At 51.8% G+C, this 18403-nt stretch carries 16 protein-coding genes; 12 read left to right on the top strand and 4 right to left on the bottom strand.

Features of this window, described 5'->3' with window-relative positions:
* The first annotated feature begins 218 nt into the window (after window positions 1-218).
* From rbsD to J0X00_RS02890, 11 genes are all read left to right on the top strand, one after another.
* Window positions 219-638 carry a D-ribose pyranase gene (gene rbsD, locus J0X00_RS02840; RefSeq protein WP_282476966.1) on the top strand — a complete coding sequence of 140 codons (420 nt, stop codon included), beginning with the start codon at window positions 219-221 and terminating at the stop codon, window positions 636-638.
* A 27-nt stretch (window positions 639-665) separates the two neighbouring features.
* Window positions 666-2174: a ribose ABC transporter ATP-binding protein RbsA gene (rbsA, locus tag J0X00_RS02845; protein ID WP_282476967.1), complete on the top strand. Its 1509-nt coding sequence runs from the start codon at window positions 666-668 to the stop codon at window positions 2172-2174.
* A gap of 11 nt (window positions 2175-2185) precedes the next feature.
* A complete protein-coding gene (gene rbsC, locus J0X00_RS02850; protein ID WP_206208433.1) occupies window positions 2186-3154 on the top strand; it encodes a ribose ABC transporter permease in 969 nt (322 codons plus the stop codon).
* 178 nt (window positions 3155-3332) lie between these two features.
* Window positions 3333-4211 carry a ribose ABC transporter substrate-binding protein RbsB gene (gene rbsB, locus J0X00_RS02855; protein ID WP_218561714.1) on the top strand — a complete coding sequence of 293 codons (879 nt, stop codon included), beginning with the start codon at window positions 3333-3335 and terminating at the stop codon, window positions 4209-4211.
* Window positions 4212-4421: 210 nt separating this feature from the next.
* Window positions 4422-5342 (top strand): ribokinase, encoded by a 921-nt coding sequence (rbsK, locus tag J0X00_RS02860; protein WP_282476968.1) that lies wholly within the window; start codon window positions 4422-4424, stop codon window positions 5340-5342.
* A gap of 68 nt (window positions 5343-5410) precedes the next feature.
* Window positions 5411-6421, top strand: a complete 1011-nt coding sequence (locus J0X00_RS02865; RefSeq protein ID WP_136487118.1) for a substrate-binding domain-containing protein — start codon at window positions 5411-5413, stop codon at window positions 6419-6421.
* A 151-nt stretch (window positions 6422-6572) separates the two neighbouring features.
* The gene (locus tag J0X00_RS02870) at window positions 6573-7532 is read left to right on the top strand and encodes an iron-siderophore ABC transporter substrate-binding protein (RefSeq protein ID WP_282476969.1); all 960 of its coding nucleotides are present in this window, start codon (window positions 6573-6575) and stop codon (window positions 7530-7532) included.
* Window positions 7529-8545, top strand: coding sequence for an iron ABC transporter permease (locus tag J0X00_RS02875; RefSeq protein ID WP_282476970.1), 1017 nt, complete (start codon window positions 7529-7531; stop codon window positions 8543-8545). The genes J0X00_RS02870 and J0X00_RS02875 overlap by 4 nt, the downstream gene beginning before the upstream one ends.
* Complete coding sequence (locus J0X00_RS02880; protein ID WP_136487120.1) at window positions 8538-9560, top strand: iron ABC transporter permease; 1023 nt, start codon at window positions 8538-8540, stop codon at window positions 9558-9560. The genes J0X00_RS02875 and J0X00_RS02880 overlap by 8 nt, the downstream gene beginning before the upstream one ends.
* A 27-nt stretch (window positions 9561-9587) precedes the next feature.
* Window positions 9588-10406: an ABC transporter ATP-binding protein gene (locus J0X00_RS02885; protein WP_282476971.1), complete on the top strand. Its 819-nt coding sequence runs from the start codon at window positions 9588-9590 to the stop codon at window positions 10404-10406.
* Window positions 10394-11173, top strand: a complete 780-nt coding sequence (locus tag J0X00_RS02890) for an IucA/IucC family C-terminal-domain containing protein (RefSeq protein WP_282476972.1) — start codon at window positions 10394-10396, stop codon at window positions 11171-11173. The genes J0X00_RS02885 and J0X00_RS02890 overlap by 13 nt, the downstream gene beginning before the upstream one ends.
* Window positions 11174-11213: 40 nt before the next feature.
* Here J0X00_RS02890 and J0X00_RS02895 read toward each other — a convergent pair whose 3' ends face one another.
* Together J0X00_RS02895 and J0X00_RS02900 are read right to left on the bottom strand one after the other, a co-directional pair.
* Complete coding sequence (locus J0X00_RS02895) at window positions 11214-13325, bottom strand: TonB-dependent receptor (protein ID WP_282476973.1); 2112 nt, start codon at window positions 13323-13325, stop codon at window positions 11214-11216.
* Between the two features lie 209 nt (window positions 13326-13534).
* The gene (locus tag J0X00_RS02900; protein ID WP_282476974.1) at window positions 13535-14440 is read right to left on the bottom strand and encodes a LysR substrate-binding domain-containing protein; all 906 of its coding nucleotides are present in this window, start codon (window positions 14438-14440) and stop codon (window positions 13535-13537) included.
* Between the two features lie 108 nt (window positions 14441-14548).
* Here J0X00_RS02900 and xapA point away from each other — a divergent pair, with 108 nt between their 5' ends.
* Entirely contained in the window at window positions 14549-15382 is an 834-nt protein-coding gene (xapA, locus tag J0X00_RS02905) for a xanthosine phosphorylase (RefSeq protein ID WP_136487124.1), read from the top strand.
* 112 nt (window positions 15383-15494) lie between these two features.
* Here the strand turns inward: xapA and glpQ are convergent, their stop codons facing one another.
* A complete protein-coding gene (gene glpQ / locus J0X00_RS02910) occupies window positions 15495-16556 on the bottom strand; it encodes a glycerophosphodiester phosphodiesterase (protein WP_282476975.1) in 1062 nt (353 codons plus the stop codon).
* A 150-nt stretch (window positions 16557-16706) separates the two neighbouring features.
* Window positions 16707-18077 (bottom strand): glycerol-3-phosphate transporter, encoded by a 1371-nt coding sequence (gene glpT, locus J0X00_RS02915; RefSeq protein ID WP_136487126.1) that lies wholly within the window; start codon window positions 18075-18077, stop codon window positions 16707-16709.
* Window positions 18078-18403 lie beyond the last annotated feature (326 nt).

Consider the following 18403-nt stretch of genomic DNA (forward strand, 5'->3'; position numbering starts at 1 on the left):
CCAAACCGGATGTTGATGATAGAACTCTCAGTGATCATTCTCACTGTTTATTCATGCTGTCGGCTAAATTGGACGATCTAACTCACAGTCTGTTTTGCTGCCGGGTGCAATTCAAAAACCGAAAGAATAGGATGCCATCGAAACGTTTCGATGACTGTTTCCTGAGCGAGCTGCCAACGCAGAAACAGCCCAACGTAAGCGCATAAAAAGGTAAAACGATGAAAAAAAGTACCCTACTCAATTCCGATCTGTCCTACCTGGTTTCAACACTGGGTCATACCGATGAAATCACCATTTGTGATGCGGGCTTACCGATCGCAGAAGAATCACAACGTATTGATCTTGCTTTGACTCATGGCGTTCCGAGTTTCCTGCAAACCGTGCAGGCCATCCTGTCTGAATCACAGATTGAAGGCGTGGTGATGGCGCAAGAGTTTGCTGAAGTGAGCCCGGAGCTGCACGCGGCGCTTCTCGATGAACTTAAAAACGAGGAAGCGCGTTGTGGTAAGAGCATTGCCATTAGCTATGTTTCTCACGAAGAGTTTAAAGCGCGCACCCACTACAGCCGCGCCGTAGTCAGAACCGGTGAATGCACACCGTACGCCAACGTTATTTTCCAGGCTGGTGTTGTTTTTTAATCCGCCAAACTCGATTGAGGACTCATTATGACTCAACCAATTCTGGCTCTCAGCAAGATTGAAAAAGCCTTTCCTGGTGTTAAAGCGTTGGATAAAGCGAGCCTGAACGTTTATCCGGGGCGCGTGATGGCGCTGATGGGAGAAAACGGTGCAGGTAAATCAACGCTGATGAAAGTGCTGACTGGCATCTATTCCAAAGATGCCGGCACGATAGAATATCAGGGACAAACGGCCAGCTTCAAAGGACCGCGCGATTCACAGCACGCCGGTATCAGCATCATTCACCAGGAGCTTAACCTGATTCCTGAGCTGACTATTGCTGAAAACATCTATCTCGGCCGGGAAAAGACCAGTGCGATGGGGCGGATTCTGTGGGCGCAAATGTACGCCGATGCCGACAAATTGCTGGCTCGCCTCAACGTCAAACACAGCTCGAAAACCTTGCTGGGCGATTTAAGCCTGGGTGAACAGCAGATGGTGGAGATCGCCAAAGCGCTGTCGTTTGAGTCCAAGGTGATCATCATGGATGAGCCGACCGATGCGCTGACCGATACCGAAACCGAATCGTTGTTCAGCGTGATCCGCGAGTTGCGGGAGCAGGGCTGTGGCATCGTGTATATCTCACACCGTCTGAAAGAAATTTTTGAAATCTGCGACGACATCACCGTACTGCGCGATGGCAAATTCATCGGAGAATGCCAGGTTGAGGATACTAACGAAGACGGACTGATCGAAATGATGGTCGGTCGTAAGCTGGATGAGCAGTACCCGCGTATCGATGTCCATCCAAGTAACGATATCTGTCTGGAAGTGATTGGCCTGACCGGTTCGGGCGTGCATGACGTCAGTTTCAACCTGAAACGCGGTGAGATCCTCGGCGTGTCTGGTCTGATGGGTGCAGGCCGTACTGAACTGATGAAAGTGATTTACGGTGCGCTGCCGTCTGAACGTGGCGTGATTAATCTTAACGGCAGAACGGTGAATCCGGTCAGCCCGCAGGATGGTCTGGCAAACGGAATCGCGTATATCTCTGAAGACCGCAAGGGTGATGGCCTGGTACTCGGGCTGTCAGTGAAAGAGAACATGTCGTTGTGCGCACTGGATAAGCTCAGTAAAGGCGTACAAATCCAGCATAGCGAAGAAGTGATTGCGGTGCAGGATTTCATTCAGCTGTTCAATATCAAAACACCGTCACGGGATCAGATCATCGGCAACTTGTCTGGTGGTAACCAGCAAAAAGTCGCGATTGCCAAAGGGCTGATGACCCGGCCAAAAGTGCTGATCCTGGATGAGCCGACCCGCGGTGTGGATGTCGGCGCGAAAAAAGAAATCTACCAACTGATTAATAAATTCAAAGCAGGAGGCATGAGCATCATTTTGGTGTCATCTGAAATGCCGGAAGTGCTGGGCATGAGCGATCGGATTCTGGTGATGCACGAGGGTCGCATCAGCGGGGAATTCGATGCCGCCCAGGCCAACCAAGAAAATTTACTGGCGTGTGCCGTTGGCAAAACGTTAAACGAGGACGCAGCATGAGTAGTAAAACCATGACCGATTCATCCCCAAACAGCGGTAAGAAACTGCTGAGTAAAGAGTGGCTGATTGAGCAGAAATCACTGATTGCACTACTGTTTCTGGTAGTGGTGGTCTCCTTTTTAAATCCCAACTTCTTTACCGTTGATAACCTGCTTAACATTCTGCGTCAGACGTCGGTCAATGCGATTATCGCGGTCGGTATGACGCTGGTTATCCTGACGGCCGGTATTGACCTGAGTGTCGGCTCGGTGCTGGCGCTGTGCGGCGCATTCGCTGCCAGCCTGATTGCAATGGAAGTCCCGGTCTTTGTCGCGGTGCCGACTGCCTTGTTGGCGGGTGCAGTACTGGGTGGCATCAGCGGCATTATTATCGCCAAAGGCAAAGTGCAGGCGTTTATTGCCACTCTGGTGACCATGACTCTGCTACGTGGTGTGACCATGGTGTACACCGACGGGCGTCCTATTTCTACGGGTTTTACTGATACCGCGGATGCGTTTGCCTGGTTTGGTACCGGTTATGCGCTGGGTATTCCGGTACCGGTATGGCTGATGGTGGTTGTGTTTGCTGCGGTGTGGTATCTGCTGAATCACACTCGTTTTGGTCGCTACGTGTATGCACTGGGCGGTAATGAGTCAGCAACCCGCTTGTCAGGTATCAACGTTGACCGGGTAAAAATGGGTGTGTATGCGATTTGTGGCGCTCTGGCGGCACTGGCTGGCATTATCGTTACTTCTCGTCTGTCATCAGCGCAGCCAACGGCGGGTATGGGTTACGAGTTGGACGCGATTGCAGCGGTTGTGCTCGGTGGTACCAGCCTGATGGGCGGTAAAGGCCGTATCATGGGGACTCTGGTCGGCGCGCTGATCATCGGTTTCCTCAACAATGCCCTTAACCTGCTCGATGTTTCGTCTTACTACCAGATGATCGCTAAAGCGGTGGTTATTCTGCTGGCGGTACTGGTCGACAACAAGAACAAGTAACTCCAAGCGTTCCAAAGCAAGCGGTTATCAATCGAAGTTAGAGGGATAACCGTTTGAAAATAAATAGTTAAGCTTGATGTATAAGTAAAACTTTAAAATAACTGTGAAACTTTAACATGCATGTGACACACCGGGTTCAGCCTGGCTGACCCGGCCCCCTACAATAAGGACGATGAAAATGAAAAAACTCGCAACCTTGATTTCTGCTGCTCTTCTTTCTTCAACCGTTTCTGTTTCAGCTCAGGCTCAGGACACTGTCGCTATCGTGCTCTCGACGCTGAACAACCCGTTTTTTGTATCGATGAAAGATGGCGCTGAAGCCAAAGCACAGGAGCTGGGTTACAACCTGATTGTGCTTGATTCACAAAATGACCCGAGCAAAGAGCTGTCGAACGTGGAAGACCTGACTGTTCGTGGTGTGAAAGCGATCCTGATTAACCCAACGGATTCTGATGCGGTTTCCAATGCGATTCGCATTGCCAACAATTCCAACATTCCGGTTCTGACGCTGGATCGTGGCGCAAGCCGTGGGAAAGTGGTCAGCCACATTGCTTCTGACAACGTGGTTGGCGGCGAAATGGCCGGTCACTACATCATGGAAAAAGTGGGTGAGAAGGCAAAAGTGATTCAACTGGAAGGTATTGCCGGTACGTCTGCAGCGCGTGAGCGTGGCGAAGGTTTCATGAACGCAGTGAACGGCAGCGAAATGCAGCTGATGGCGAGCCAGCCTGCTGACTTCGATCGTACGAAAGGCCTGAACGTAATGGAAAACCTGCTGGCAGCCAACCCGGATGTCCAGGCTGTATTCGCCCAGAACGATGAGATGGCGCTGGGCGCACTACGCGCAGTTCAGGCATCAGGTAAAGACGTTGTCATCGTCGGCTTTGACGGTACTGACGATGGCATCGCCGCGGTGAAACGTGGCAAACTGGCCGCAACAGTGGCTCAGCAACCGGATCTGATTGGTGCGCTTGGCGTAGAAACGGCTGACCAGGTACTGAAAGGCGAACAAGTGGATGAATACATTCCGGTTCCGCTGAAAATCATCGCTGAATAATTCGCGTTGATTGAACGTCACTGCTCTCCCTGTAGGGGAGAGCAGTACAGACAGCTTTAATGCTTTTAAAGCGGCCAAATACTCAGATATACCGGCGTATATGACCGCTTGGTGATGGGTCGGTTGTGCAGCACACTGAAGCATTAAATCTCTCTGTTTCTCAATCATCTATCTATTTTTTTACTTCCTATCAGACTGAGGATAACCTTTATGAACAAGTTGGTGGTATTAGGTAGTGTCAATGCTGACCATGTTCTTCAAGTGCCTTCATTTCCTCGCCCCGGCGAGACGCTGCACGGTCGCAACTATCAAGTTATCCCAGGTGGCAAAGGGGCCAATCAGGCCGTAGCGGCTGCCCGTTTGAATGCCGACATCGGTTTTATTGCCTGCGTGGGCGACGATCCGTTCGGGATCAATATTCGTGAAAGCTTTAAGCTCGACGGTATGGACATCAGCGCCATCAAGATGCAGCCAAACTGTCCGACCGGCATTGCGATGATTCAGGTCTCCGACAGTGGCGAAAACACCATTTGTCTGTCGGCGGAAGCCAATGCGAAGTTGACCGCACAGGTCATCGAAGGTGATTTAGAGCGTATCCGCGCCGCCGATTATCTGCTCATGCAGCTGGAAACCCCGATGGATGGAATCGTTGCGGCGGCTCAGGCTGCCAAGCAGGCGCGCACTAATGTGATTCTCAACCCGGCACCTGCACAGTCGCTGCCGGATGAACTGCTAAGCTGTGTGGATGTCATTACGCCGAACGAAACCGAAGCCGAAGTGCTGACCGGAATCACCGTCAATGATGATGAGTCAGCGCAGCAGGCCGCCAATGCTCTGCACGCCAAAGGGATTGAAATCGTGATGATTACCCTGGGCGCTAAAGGTGTCTGGCTGAGCCAGAACGGCCGCGGCGAGATTATTCCCGGCTTTCGTGTTCAGGCAACCGATACCACAGCTGCCGGTGATACCTTTAACGGCGCCTTGGTGACTGGCCTGCTGGAAGATATGCCGCTAGAATCGGCGATTCGTTTTGCCCATGCTGCCGCGGCGATTTCGGTGACCCGCTTTGGCGCTCAGACCTCGATTCCGCGCCGTACCGAAGTTGAAGCATTTCTGTCTCAGCAAGTGTAAACGAGCCGACAATCGGCAGGTTCTGATCTGGGCAGGAAAGCCCGAATAAGCGCACAGGAGAAAATGACATGGCAACGATGAAAGATATTGCACGACTGGCCGGTGTTTCCACATCGACCGTTAGCCATGTCATCAATAAAACCCGCTTTGTCAGCGATGAGATTGCCGAGCGGGTGAACCGGGCAGCGCAGGAGCTGAACTATGCGCCGTCTGCGCTTGCCCGCAGCCTGAAAATGAACCGTACCAAAACCATAGGTATGCTGGTGACCACCTCGACCAACCCGTTTTTTGGCGAGGTGGTGAAAGGGGTGGAACGCAGTTGCTACCATCAGGGTTATAACCTGATTTTGTGTAATACCGAAGGTGACCCGGAACGGATGCATGCCTCGATTAACACGCTGCTGCAAAAGCGGGTCGATGGCATCATCCTGATGTGTCCGACCCTGATCGGGCAGCGTATCGACATGTTTGAACGTTACCCGGATATTCCGGTCGTGGTGATGGACTGGGGGCCGATGCTGTTTGCTGCGGACAAAATTCAGGATAACTCATTTCAGGGGGGCTACATGGCGACCCGGCATTTGATTGAGTGCGGCCACAAAGAGATCGGCTGTATTACCGGGCCGCTGATTGGCCAGCAGGCGCAGCAACGTTATGAAGGTTATAAGCGCGCAGTCCTTGAGGCCGGACTGACGATCAATCCGGATTGGATTGTTGAGTCTGACTTTGAGTGTGAAGGTGGTTATGCCGCATTCAATACCATGCAGCAACGGGGAGCCTTACCCACGGCTATCTTTGTATCCAACGACATGATGGCGATGGGCGCTATTAACGCCGCCAGCGAACTGGGTGTGCGAATTCCACAGGATGTATCGCTAATCGGCTACGATGATATTCATATCGCGAAATTTATGACCCCACCTCTGACCACCATTCACCAGCCCAAATATCGCCTGGGCAAAGCGGCAGTCGAAACTCTGCTGCATAAACTGGCGCACCAGGAGCGTGATCCGCAAGTAGTGCAGTTGGAGCCGGAACTGGTGGTACGCACCAGTGTAGAGAAAGTGCAGCATAGCTAACGAGCTAACGAGCTAACGAGCTAACGAGCTAACGACGTCACCTCATGCTCCGCGGTCGAGCCTGCTTTCTTTAACATTATATTGCGTATGAGATTAATTATCATTAATATTCATTGTTTGAATAATTAATCTGCCCAAAAGGATTGCTGGCTTGCCGTTGACCTGTTTTCGAAGCCTGACTTATCGCTCAGCTGTGCTGATTTGTGTGTTGGCGATCCTGTGTGGAGTTGTGTTGCCGGCGCAAGCTTCGACGAGTGTTGTCACGCATGCCATGGGGCAGACCCGGGTTGTCTCCGGTGTTAACCGTGTGATCACTTTATTTCAGGGCGCCACCGACTCCGCGGTTGCCTTGGGTATTCGTCCGGTGGGTGTAGTTGATTCATGGGCCGAAACACCGACTTATGATTATTTGCGTGAAGCGCTGCAAGGTGTGCAGCATCTTGGCCTGGAAACGCAACCTAACCTGGAAAAAATTGTCGCTCTCAAGCCGGATCTGATCATCGGCGCACGAAGCCGACATGAAAAAATCTATCCGCAGCTACAGCAGATTGCACCTACCGTATTGACCGACAACGTGTATGATTTTCAGCGTACATTAGCGCTAACCGGCGTAGCCACCGGGCGTGAAGCCATGGCGCAGGCGTTGTGGCAGCAGTGGCAACACAATGTAACTGTATTTCGCCAGCAGCTGGCGTCCCGCTATTCTGACTGGCCGCTGACCGCATCCGTGTTAGATATTCGCGCTGATCACCTGCGTTTGTATTTGCGCGACAGTTTTGCCGGTCAGGTATTGAGTAGTATCGGCTTTCGCTTGCCGGCGGTGCCAAATGCGAGCTGGGGAATCAAAATTAAAAGCAAAGAAACGCTGCCAAGTGCTGACGCGGATGTGTTTTTTGTTATCAAGGATTCAGACCAACCAGCGGTGGTGCACAACTATGATGCCTGGCGCACCCATCCCATCTGGAAAGTGCTTAAAGCACCGAGAATGAATCAGGTATACGAGGTCAATAAGGTCAGCTGGCTGCTGTCCGGCGGTATTCTTGGGGCCAACCTGATGCTGGATCAACTGAGTACCATCTATCCTCCGCTGCTCACCCCAAGTACGCAATGATGTTAATATCCGTTTCTTCTCCTTCGGCTCGGCTGAGTCTGTTCGTTATTTCGCTGGTGGTACTCTGCGGTGCCGTTTTTGCAAGTCTGGTGTTTGGTCAATATCCGGTGACGGTGCAACAAGTGTGGCCTGCTTTTTGGCATCCTGAACCGACATCCATCGAACATGTGGTGATTAATACCATTCGCTGGTCACGCAGTATTATTGCGATTGCGGTCGGCGCTGCGTTGGCGATTGCCGGCGTATTGATGCAGACACTGACCCGCAATCCGCTTGCCTCTCCGGCAATATTCGGCGTTAACGCCGGAGCGGTATTTTTTATCGTGTTATGCAGCCAGGTGTTCGCATTCAGCGACATGTCGATGCTGTTCTGGGTGGCTCTTTTTGGCGCGGGCGTAGCCGGTGGACTGGTATATGCGTTAGGCAATCTGGGCCGTGATGCTCAGTCTCCGGTACGCTTAGTATTGGCAGGCGCGGCGATCTCTGCACTGTTTATGGCTTTCACTCAAGGGTTACTGGTGATCGGCCAGGACGGGGTCGACAGCGTATTATTCTGGGTTGCCGGTTCTGTTTCAGGACGTGAATTAGGGGACATTATGCCGGTGATGCCTTATCTGCTCGCAGCAATGCTCGCGGCAGTGCTGCTGGCACCGCACATCAATATTCTGCTCTCTGGTGACGATATTGCCAAGGGGCTGGGTCAGAATACCTGGCTGCTTAAGGTAGCGTTAAGCCTGCTTATCGTTGCGTTGGCCGGGATATCTGTTGCCATGGCTGGCAACATCGGATTTATTGGTTTGATCGTACCGCATATGGCGCGGTCGCTGGTGGGCAATGATCACAAATGGCTACTGCCGCTTAGTGCCATTTGGGGGGCGACGCTGCTTTTGCTGGCCGATGTGACCACCCGGATCATTCTGCCACCGGAGGAAATTCCGATTGGTGTGATGACTGCCTTAATCGGCGCGCCTTTCTTTATTTTCCTGGCCCGAAAAGGAAACCGCAATGCCTGAGCCATTGATATACCGGGGCCGTTTAGGGTCGTTTAGTCTGCCATCCACTGCATTGAGAGCGGTTGTTGGTCTGATGTTGCTTACCCTGGGTATTGCTGTAATTTCGTTGTCCTCCGGCAGTGAATGGATCAATCCTTGGCAACTGATGTCAGGTTCTCTGAACGGGGAACTGAGCACAATGGTGGAAACACTGCGGCTGCCGCGTATCGTGATGGGGATGTTGGTTGGTGCGGGGCTGGGGTGTTCTGGGCTGATTTTGCAGTCTGTGATCCGCAACCCATTGGCATCACCGGATGTGGTCGGAATGACCAGCGGCGCTTGTGCGGCTGCGGTGGGGTTTCTGGCCTTTTTCCAGATGAGCTATGGTATTGGGTGGCTGCCGCTCTTTGCGCTTGGCGGTGCTTTTTTTGCCTCGGGCGCGGTGTATTTGCTGGCCTGGCGTCAGGGTGTTACGCCGATGCGGATGATTTTAGTCGGTATTGGTGTTTCTGCAGCGATGGGAGCCGTGACGACCCTGTTGATTGCGATCAGCCCGTCCTCCGGTAGCCTGTCTGCTTATATCTGGCTGACCGGCAGTATCTATGGTGCAAATTGGCACGATGTACAGTCGTTGCTGCCCTGGTTGATGGTCGGGTTCCCACTGGCGCTCTGCTTTTCCCGCCAAATTAATGCTCAGGAGTTGGGAGATCCGGTTGCCACCGGGCTTGGTATCTCGGTGCAAAAGCTGCGTCTCATGCTGGTGATGTTAAGTATTCTTCTTGCCGCACCGGTGGTGGCCTATGCCGGAGCGATTGGGTTCGTCGGCTTGATCGCACCGCATATTGCCCGTCAACTGGTGACGCGCAGTTTTGCGCTCTTGCTCCCGGTGACGGCGATGGTCGGAGCATGTCTGGTAATGTCCGCCGATTTAGCGGCGCGGGTCTTGTTTGTGCCGCTTGATCTGCCGGCCGGGGTATTTGTTTCTGCTATCGGTGCTCCTTTCTTTATCTATTTGCTGTTTAGGCAGCGGACTTAATTCACTATTTGTTATGGAGCAGAAAGGATGACCATTCCAAAGCGCAGTCCACTGCAAACGTCCGGTCTGGTTCTGGGGTATCAGAACACCACCATTATTTCATCGCTCGATCTGTCGATTGAGCCGAATCAGATTACCGTGCTGGTTGGCGGCAACGGTTGTGGCAAATCGACCCTGCTCAAATCGCTCGCCCGCCTGCTGCTGCCTAAATCCGGTGACATCTGGCTGGAGCAACAAAAATTGCATCAAATGCCGGGTAAACAGGTGGCAAAAAAACTGGCGATTTTACCACAGGGGCCGGCGGCTCCCGAGGGATTGACCGTCCTACAACTGGTGCGACAGGGGCGTTATCCGCATCAAAACTGGTTGCAGAGCTGGAGCGAGCAGGATGAGCGTCTGGTGATGCAGTCGCTCCGAGACACCAATATGCTGGAACTTGCTGACCGGGCGGTTGAAACCCTGTCCGGCGGCCAGCGCCAGCGGGCCTGGATTGCAATGGCGCTGGCTCAGGATACCGATATCTTGTTACTGGATGAACCGACCACTTATCTGGATCTGACCCATCAAATCGAGATTCTTGATTTACTGTTTGAATTAAACCGGACTCGCCACACCACGATAGTCATGGTTTTGCACGACTTGAATCTGGCCTGTCGCTATGCGCATCAGATGATTGCGGTGAAGCAGGGCAAGATCTATCGTCAAGGGCCACCGGAAGACATTCTGGATGAAGAGATGGTACAAGCCGTGTTTGATATGCAGTGTTACTTAACCCAGGATCCGCTGTTTGGCACGCCGATGTGTGTGCCGCGCGGTAAAGGGCGTCTGCTCAAATGTCCGTCATGACCGAGACGGTCAGTTTAACCGACCTGCAATGGGCTAAGTTAACCGGGTTCGGATTAAAACCTGCGGCCGAACAGGATCAGCAGTATGCGCTGGACAGCGTGTTGTTACTGGATGATGAGCAATGTCTGGCGACACTAAACGCCATCATGCCAGAGCTTGGCGCCCCTGATCTTAAAGTCACTGCATCGCTGGTAATTAAGCGCAGCGCGTTTTTACTGCTGGCGCCGACGCTGTATGCCATGTCTGTATTTGATAAGGGACTGGACGCCTCAATCGACAACTGCGTATTTGAATATCAGTTGCACAACCGGTTATGGCGTTCAGGTATGCCACTGAAACAGACTCAGGCGCTCCCTTGCCAGCATGATCGCAGTGCCTGGCGCGAGCTGATTCTGAGCGGCGCTTTTGCCGGACATTTAACCCCATTGATTGAACAGTTGCAGCGCCTGAGCGGGGTTTCACCGCGAATACTGTGGGAAAATGTTGCGGTGCGGGTGTTCAGTATTTATGAGCGGCGCATTCTTCCGGCTCTGGATTCTGAGCGCCGGCGGCAGGCAGAAGGCGATCTGGCTTACCTGTTGGATGAGAGCACGAGATCAGTGTTTGAGCTGGATGAAAATCCGTTAACCCGTTTTTATCGCACCAAACGCCATTGGCAAGCACACGCTGAACCGGTCAGAATGCGCAGAACCTGTTGCTACTATTATCAGGCCACCGAGCCTCCTGAGTTCTGCTCCAATTGCCCGCTATTGCTGAAACGCAAGTAGCTCATAAAAAAGAGCATGGCCTTGGCCATGCTCTCGTTGCTTAAAAGTTCAGGGCATAAGCCAGAGTGACGGTTCTGCCGCGACCTTTGAAATAGAAGTCATCATTTTTATAGGCACTTTGCGAGTAATAGGTAAAGTAGTCTTCATCAAACAGGTTCGCGACCGACATGGTGACTTTACCGACTGGCAGGGCATAGCCGAGTGAAGCATCAACCAGGGTATAACCTTCAAATTCCAGCTCATCATCATCGAAACTGCGGTCAAAAGCGTGGTTGGCCTGCAGCATTGACGATACGGTGTCGTTCCAGTGCGCGGTCCAGGCGACGCGCAGTCTGTTGGGCGGAATATCTGCCCCGGTCAGTTTGGTGTCAACCGAACCGTCACCATCGGTATCAGATTTCCCCTGAATATAGGAGTATCCGGCATCAACAGTGTGCTTAGGGTTGATCCTGACCGCGAGGGATGTTGCCAGGCCATGAATCTCCTTCTTCTCGCGTTTGACTGTGTACAAACCATTATTTTCTTCGATTCGGCTGCCCAGATCAGAATTGGACTCGTAGTAGCTGATTTCAAAATCAAACGATTCTTTATTGACACGCAAGCCACCTTCGTAGTTGTCAGTGACGATTGGTGACAGATCAATCAAGTCATCGACGTTTTGATCGGGTGTGTTGACGCCGCGCAGCACCCGGCCGACATCCGGCATCCCGAATCCTTGTGAATAGTTGGCAAATACACTGACATCAGGTGTCAAGTCGAATACGGCACCGGCATTGTAAACCGTATCGCTGAATTTCGGGGTGCCGCCGTTCACACTGACTCCGTTACGAGCCGCGACGGTTGTGTAATCAGCGACATCCAGTTCTGCCTTTTCATAGCGCGCTCCGGCCTGGATGGTCAGGCGTTCAATCGGGCTCAGTTCCAATTGTACAAACGGCGCATAGTTTTTATAGGTGGTTTCCGGAACGTAGCTGCGATTGGTCAGGATCAGTTTCTGGCTGGTGGTGTCTCTGAGCAAGTCGAGGCCTGTGGTCACTTTGAGGGTATCGTCCAGCAGGCCGCCTTTCGAAAGCAGCAGTTTAGCGCCGATTTTTTCGGACTCGTTTTGCGACTGATCGTAAATGGTTTCAGCTGTGCTCGGATCCTGAAAGCTGGATGAAGTGGTGGCACCGTAACGACCAGTGAAGTCCTGATAAAAGGTTTGCACATTGAGTTTCATGCCGGCTAAATCACGGTCAGTGTAGACCAGATTGACGGTATTGACCTGATTATAAGGGGCTTTACCAACCGGAGTGGCTTTCACCGACGAGGTTGCTACTCCATTGTCCCGGTCTCCGCTGACGCCCATGAAGTTCTTCTGGCCTTTCAGCTGATAGCGGTTGAAAGAGAACTGGATATCCCGTTCATCATCGATCCAGTAGCCGAACTTGGCAAAGGCATCGTAGCTTTGTGAGTCCATGATATCGCCGCGTACCGTGGCTGCACCGACATAATCGCCGTTGCCGTCGAGATAAACTCCCTGGGTTTCGCCGCTCAGGCCGATAAGGTAATCAAACTGCTCCGTGGCACCCTGAGCCTGATAATTCAGTTTATACGACGTGGTATCGCTGCTGATATTCTCCGTTGCCGAAGTGGCCTGAATACTGACATGTTGTTTGAGTGGTTGGGCGCTGCTGTTGGATTTGGTAATAAAGTTAATGATGCCGCCGGTGGCGCCCAAGCCATGAATCGCACTGGCACCGTGAATCACTTCAATCCGTTCGACCATTGACAGATCAATGGTATGTGCCGAGCGGCTGCCCTCACGTAACGGGTTCGACTGTGGGACACCATCGATCATATACAGCACTGAGCGCCCGCGAAAGGTCTGGCTGCTGTTATTCAGTTTTTGGGTATTAGGAGAGTATCCCGGCAGCAAATTGGACAGAACCTGAGAACTGTCGGTAGTGATGGTCAGCTGCTGCTCGATCTGTTCACGTGAAATCACGGTCACGACTTGTGGGCTTTTAGATTTGATCGAATCAGTCCGGCTGGAGGCGATCACGACCATATCGGCTTCTTCGCTCTCTGAGGCAAGAACGGGTAAGACATGCAGACTGCAGACAAAAGGGGCAAGTAATAATAGGTTTTTCGATGACAGTGAGTGTGCCATGGGGACTCTCCTTGTAAATTTAGATGCAAATACTAATGCAAACGATAATTAATTTCATCAATAAACCATAAAAGATTTTTATGTTATCTGACCGTTAGAATGATGCGCTTCAATGATTGACACGCTGAGGGGCAGAAGAAAGGCATCTTTAAACGATTTTTTTGAGGCGAAACCGTTATGTCATGCGCAGTCTGGAATGTGCTGGCCTGCTATTCAGATTGTAGTGCACGGCTAAGCTCGGCCAGAATATGTTCGGTCAGCGGATGCGGCTTTGCCGCAGAAAGTGCGCAGATGTCAGCACAAATCGGCTCCTGCAGCGGTACAAACCGCACATGTGGCCAGCTGAGGCTGGCATAGCTGGCGGGAACAATTGAGAGCAGGCCACGGGTCGAAATGACCGCCAGCAGGGTATTGGGCTCGACCACCTGCTGCAGAATCTTCAGGTCAAACCCGGCATTCAGGCAGTGCTGACGAATCCATTGGGTCGCGGCCGAGTTTTCCTGTTTGAGCATAACGAACTGCTGATGATGCAGCTGCCTGAGGGAGAGATTAGGTTGGTTAGCCAGCGAGTGGCCGGCCGGGATGGCGACCACCATCTGCTCGTTATACAAGGTGTGGGTTGTCAGTGGCGCGGTGTTAATACTGTCGGCGTAACGCACCAGGCCGATATCGAGCCGGTGTTGCTGCAGGGCCTGTTTTTGTTTTTCCGGCGGCAGTTCCAGCAGATTTAACATGACCTGCGGATAAGCCTGTTGCAGTCGGTGCAGGGCATCGCCAAAACCTGCCCAGAAAATCGAACTCATCAGGCCGATGTTGACGGTCTGCTTTTCCTGGCGACCGTACTGCATAACCCGGTTAAGAGAGCTGTCCAGGATATCGAAGATGCGTTCGCACTCCAGTTGCATCTGCTGGCCGGCACGGGTCAGCCTCACGTTGCGCGTATCGCGCTCAAACAAAGTCACGTTCAGTATGTTTTCCAGCTCTTTGATCTGCGCGCTGAGCGGGGATTTGGTGATATTAAGTTGTTGCGCTGCCTGACTAAACTGCTGGCACTGCGCGACCTGGTAGAAGTAACGCAACATTTTCAAGGTAATACGGGGATCGAGCTCGGTCATAAGGTGCCTGATTGTGCTGGGAAAGAGCATAATTGTGCCAAATTTTGAGATTTTGTCAGTACGGTTATTGGGGTAAAGTGAACCAAACAACACAATGAGGTGATGATCATGTCCTGTGATCCGGTAAACCAAGCACTGGAAACCATTTACGCACACAAAGCAGACTTTAAACCACAAGCCGCGTTTATTCTCGGCTCTGGCCTGGGCGTCATTGCCGATGAGCTGGAAGATAAAGTGGTGATTCCTTACGAGCAGCTGGCCGGCTTTCCGGTCAGTACGGTCGAGGGCCACTCCGGTGAACTGGTGATGGGGACTCTGTTTGGTATTGAAGTAGTGTGCATGAAAGGGCGTGGCCATTATTACGAACATCAAAGCATGAAAGTGATGACCAATCCGGTCCGCACGTTTAAACGCCTTGGCTGTGAATTTATGCTGGTGACTAACGCGGCGGGTTCACTGCGTCCGGAACGGATTGATGTAGGTTCGCTGGTGGTGTTTAACGATCATATTAACACCATGCCGGAATCACCAATGACCGGTCCGAATGATGACGCGTACGGCCCGCGTTTCTTCAGCCTGGCGAATGCCTACGATAAGACGCTGCGTGATGAAGCTCTGAAAGTGGCCCAGGATCAGAACATCCACCTCAATGAAGGTGTGTTTGTCTCTTATACCGGACCCAATTTTGAGACTGCTGCGGAGATCCGCATGATGCAAATCATCGGCGGTGATGTGGTCGGCATGTCTGTGGTGCCGGAAGTGATTTCAGCCGCCCACTGCGGCTTGCCGGTTCTGGCCGTGTGTGCGATTACTAACATGGCAGAGGGCCTGGGTGATGTCGAACTGTCGCACGAACAGACACTGCGCTGCGCCAAACTGGCGGAGAAAGATTTTATCCACTTGATCAAATCCTTTATCCGCAACCATTTTGCAGTGGCCTGAGTTTATCGCCGGTTAGGCGATTAACAAGGGACGCGCGTGCGTCCCTTTTCTCTACGTGCGTCCCTTTTCTCTATATGGTGTCTTGTCTGGGAATAGGATGGTACAAGCACAGCTACATGGTGTTGTGTTGTAAAAACGAGACCGCTTGATCTGGGAAATCGGTGAACACACCATCCACTTTGACCTGATTGATAAACACATCAAGCATGTCATTAAAGTCGGTCGCATAAGTCGCGATACGTCCCGGATCAGCACGAAAAGTGTAAGGGTGCACCACCAGGCCTGCTTGTTTAGCGTGATTCATCAGTGGTTTGATCATCAGATGATCACGGGTTGATTTCTCATCAACCAGCATAGGTTTCCAGGGGCCGATGCCATCTGCATACTGCGCGACTTTCTCCATACCGTCTGCGGCAAACATCCAGTCATAGTCGTACGGCTTAGCTTGCCCGTTCTGATACACCATGGTTTCGTTCCAGTCGGTATAGGCCATGAGCTGAACCAGGTTGAGATCCATGTTCATTTGCGGCAGTAATTCATCATTGATGCGTTTCAGCTCGTTGGCATCGAAGCATTGTAGATAGATTTTGTCGTCCTTACTGTCATAGCCGTATTGCTTAAGCGTCGTTAACACTGCTTTAGAAATATCTTTCCCCTCATGGCGATGAAACCAGGGCGCTTTGATTTCAGGGTAAATTCCGATGTTGTAGCCCAGGCTCTTATTGAGGCCCTGGATCAGCTCAATCTCTTCAGCCAGTGTCGGTACACGAAAATCCGACTGCCACATCGGAAAGCGCTGCGGGAATCCGGCGACTTTATTGCCTTGCTCATCCAGCTTGAATCCTTCGGTAACCCGCAGCGTTTTGATTTCCGCCAGAGTAAAGTCGATAGCGTAATAACGGCCATCGTTGCGCGCCCGGTCCGGGAAGCGCTCAGCAACGTCGGTGACCCGGTCAAGATAGTGGTCGTGCAGTACGACCAGTTGATCATCTTTGGTCATGACCACGTCTTGTTCAATGTAATCCGGCTTCATCGCATAGGCCATTGCTTTGGCTGGTAAGGTGTGTTCCGGCAGGTATCCGGACGCACCACGGTGGGCAATGACCAGCGGGTTGGCAAACGCAGCGCTGCTGCAAGCCAGGGCAAGCAGAGACAAACTGGTGGTTTTAAACATAAATAACTTCCTATAAGCCAATAAACCTCAGGGGGCCGGTTGTTGAATAACCGACCCGGTCAGGAGAATACTCCAACATAAGTCGGTTGAAAGATGATGACACTCTGCTGAGGATGAGCAGAGTGTCACAGCTGAATTGGTATTCAGAAACTAAACCGTAGCGTTGGTGGTCTGCTGCGCCTGTTTTTGTTTATGGTGCGCACGTTCGCCGACAAACGCATAAATAAGACAGACGATTGCAGCGATACATGAACCGACCAGAATGGTAAATCCGCCATCCCAACCGAAATGATCGACGGTGTAACCAAGAATGGCGTTGGCCGCTACGGCTCCGCCCAGATACCCAAACAAACCCGTAAGTCCCGCTGCGGTGCCGGCTGCCTTTTTCGGTGCCAGTTCCAGAGCGTATAAACCGATCAGCATGACAGGGCCATAGATCAAGAAGCCGATGGCAATCAGGGCCGCCATATCGACACCAGGGTGACCAGCCGGGTTAAACCAGTAAACCAGCACAGCAGCAAGAACCAGAACCATAAACAGAATACCCGCGGGTGCACGACGTCCTTTGAATACCTTATCGGAAATCCAACCGCACAACAGGGTGCCGGGAATACCAGCCCACTCATATAAGAAATAGGCCCACGAAGACTTATCGACAGAGAAATCTTTCGCTTCTTTAAGGTATACCGGCGCCCAGTCCAGTACACCGTAACGAATCAGGTAGACGAAGGCATTGGCAATTGCGATTGACCACAGCAACTTATTGGCAAATACGTACTTAAAGAAGATCTCTTTGGCGCTCATTTCCTTTTCGTGAGAGGTGTCATAATCATCCGGATAATCATTTTTGTATTCTTCAATCGGAGGCAGGCCGCAAGACTGCGGCGTATCACGCAGCGTCAGCCAGATGAACACGGCGACCAGAGTGGCAAAGAAAGCGGGAACATAAAAAGCAGTGCGCCAGTCGTCATTGAATAACCAAAGGCCGAGCAGAAAAATAGGGCCAATTAAGCCGCCACCGACGTTATGGGCGACATTCCAGACGGATACGGTTTCTCCGCGTTCTTTACGTGACCACCAGTGCACCATGGTGCGTCCGCAGGCTGGCCAGCCCATACCCTGAAACCAACCATTGAGAAACAGCAGAATAAACATTGCAGAGATACTGCCGGTAGCCCAGGGCATGAAACCAAAGCAGAACATAACCAGTGCTGAGCAGAGCAGGCCAGCGCTGAGAAAGTAACGTGGGTTGGAGCGGTCAGAGACACTGCCCATCAGGAATTTAGACAGGCCATAAGCTATCGATACCGCGGCGAGAGCAACGCCCAGATCACCACGGCTAAAGCCCTGTTCAATCAGATAAGGCATCGCCAGGCTGAAGTTTTTACGTACCAGGTAATATCCGGCGTAGCCGACGAAAATACCAATAAAAAGTTGCCAACGTAAGCGTGTATATGTGCTGTTGATTTTGCTGTCAGGCAGCCGCTCAATATGAGCATCGGGTTTGAATAATCCAAACATTGTGACCTCGTTCATGCGATGGTAAAGATAAAGCTCGAACGCCAAAAAAGTTTCGTTCGAAAGAGGTCGGATTGTTGTTCGAATATTGCTACATTTCTGTGACAGAGGTTTGATATGAATTTATTTGAACATAAAAACAAATTAAATAGTTATAAAGTTGTTGAATAGATTCCAACTTTTCTCTTCATTTCTCGGTGACTCAGGCACCATGTTCGTTTCCGAACCTACTGATCGCTATTCCGCGAATGTTAGACATGTTGGCCGGCCGCTCGTTGATTTGCGCACCGATAAAAAAACCGAGGGCAAAGTTGCACTTTACCCTCGGT

The organism is Vibrio sp. ABG19, assembly GCF_029962385.1.
Taxonomy (GTDB): Bacteria; Pseudomonadota; Gammaproteobacteria; order Enterobacterales; family Vibrionaceae; genus Vibrio; species Vibrio ostreae.

What these genes read in the sequence shown, in the direction of transcription:
- glpT (WP_136487126.1), bottom strand. Translation starts at nt 18,077, where the DNA reads ATGTTTGGATTATTCAAACCCGATGCTCATATTGAGCGGCTGCCTGAC.
- glpQ (WP_282476975.1), bottom strand. Translation starts at nt 16,556, where the DNA reads ATGTTTAAAACCACCAGTTTGTCTCTGCTTGCCCTGGCTTGCAGCAGC.
- J0X00_RS02875 (WP_282476970.1), top strand. Translation starts at nt 7,529, where the DNA reads ATGATGTTAATATCCGTTTCTTCTCCTTCGGCTCGGCTGAGTCTGTTC.
- rbsK (WP_282476968.1), top strand. Translation starts at nt 4,422, where the DNA reads ATGAACAAGTTGGTGGTATTAGGTAGTGTCAATGCTGACCATGTTCTT.
- J0X00_RS02865 (WP_136487118.1), top strand. Translation starts at nt 5,411, where the DNA reads ATGGCAACGATGAAAGATATTGCACGACTGGCCGGTGTTTCCACATCG.
- J0X00_RS02895 (WP_282476973.1), bottom strand. Translation starts at nt 13,325, where the DNA reads ATGGCACACTCACTGTCATCGAAAAACCTATTATTACTTGCCCCTTTT.
- J0X00_RS02900 (WP_282476974.1), bottom strand. Translation starts at nt 14,440, where the DNA reads ATGACCGAGCTCGATCCCCGTATTACCTTGAAAATGTTGCGTTACTTC.
- J0X00_RS02880 (WP_136487120.1), top strand. Translation starts at nt 8,538, where the DNA reads ATGCCTGAGCCATTGATATACCGGGGCCGTTTAGGGTCGTTTAGTCTG.
- J0X00_RS02885 (WP_282476971.1), top strand. Translation starts at nt 9,588, where the DNA reads ATGACCATTCCAAAGCGCAGTCCACTGCAAACGTCCGGTCTGGTTCTG.
- rbsC (WP_206208433.1), top strand. Translation starts at nt 2,186, where the DNA reads ATGACCGATTCATCCCCAAACAGCGGTAAGAAACTGCTGAGTAAAGAG.
- J0X00_RS02890 (WP_282476972.1), top strand. Translation starts at nt 10,394, where the DNA reads ATGTCCGTCATGACCGAGACGGTCAGTTTAACCGACCTGCAATGGGCT.
- xapA (WP_136487124.1), top strand. Translation starts at nt 14,549, where the DNA reads ATGTCCTGTGATCCGGTAAACCAAGCACTGGAAACCATTTACGCACAC.
- rbsA (WP_282476967.1), top strand. Translation starts at nt 666, where the DNA reads ATGACTCAACCAATTCTGGCTCTCAGCAAGATTGAAAAAGCCTTTCCT.
- rbsB (WP_218561714.1), top strand. Translation starts at nt 3,333, where the DNA reads ATGAAAAAACTCGCAACCTTGATTTCTGCTGCTCTTCTTTCTTCAACC.
- rbsD (WP_282476966.1), top strand. Translation starts at nt 219, where the DNA reads ATGAAAAAAAGTACCCTACTCAATTCCGATCTGTCCTACCTGGTTTCA.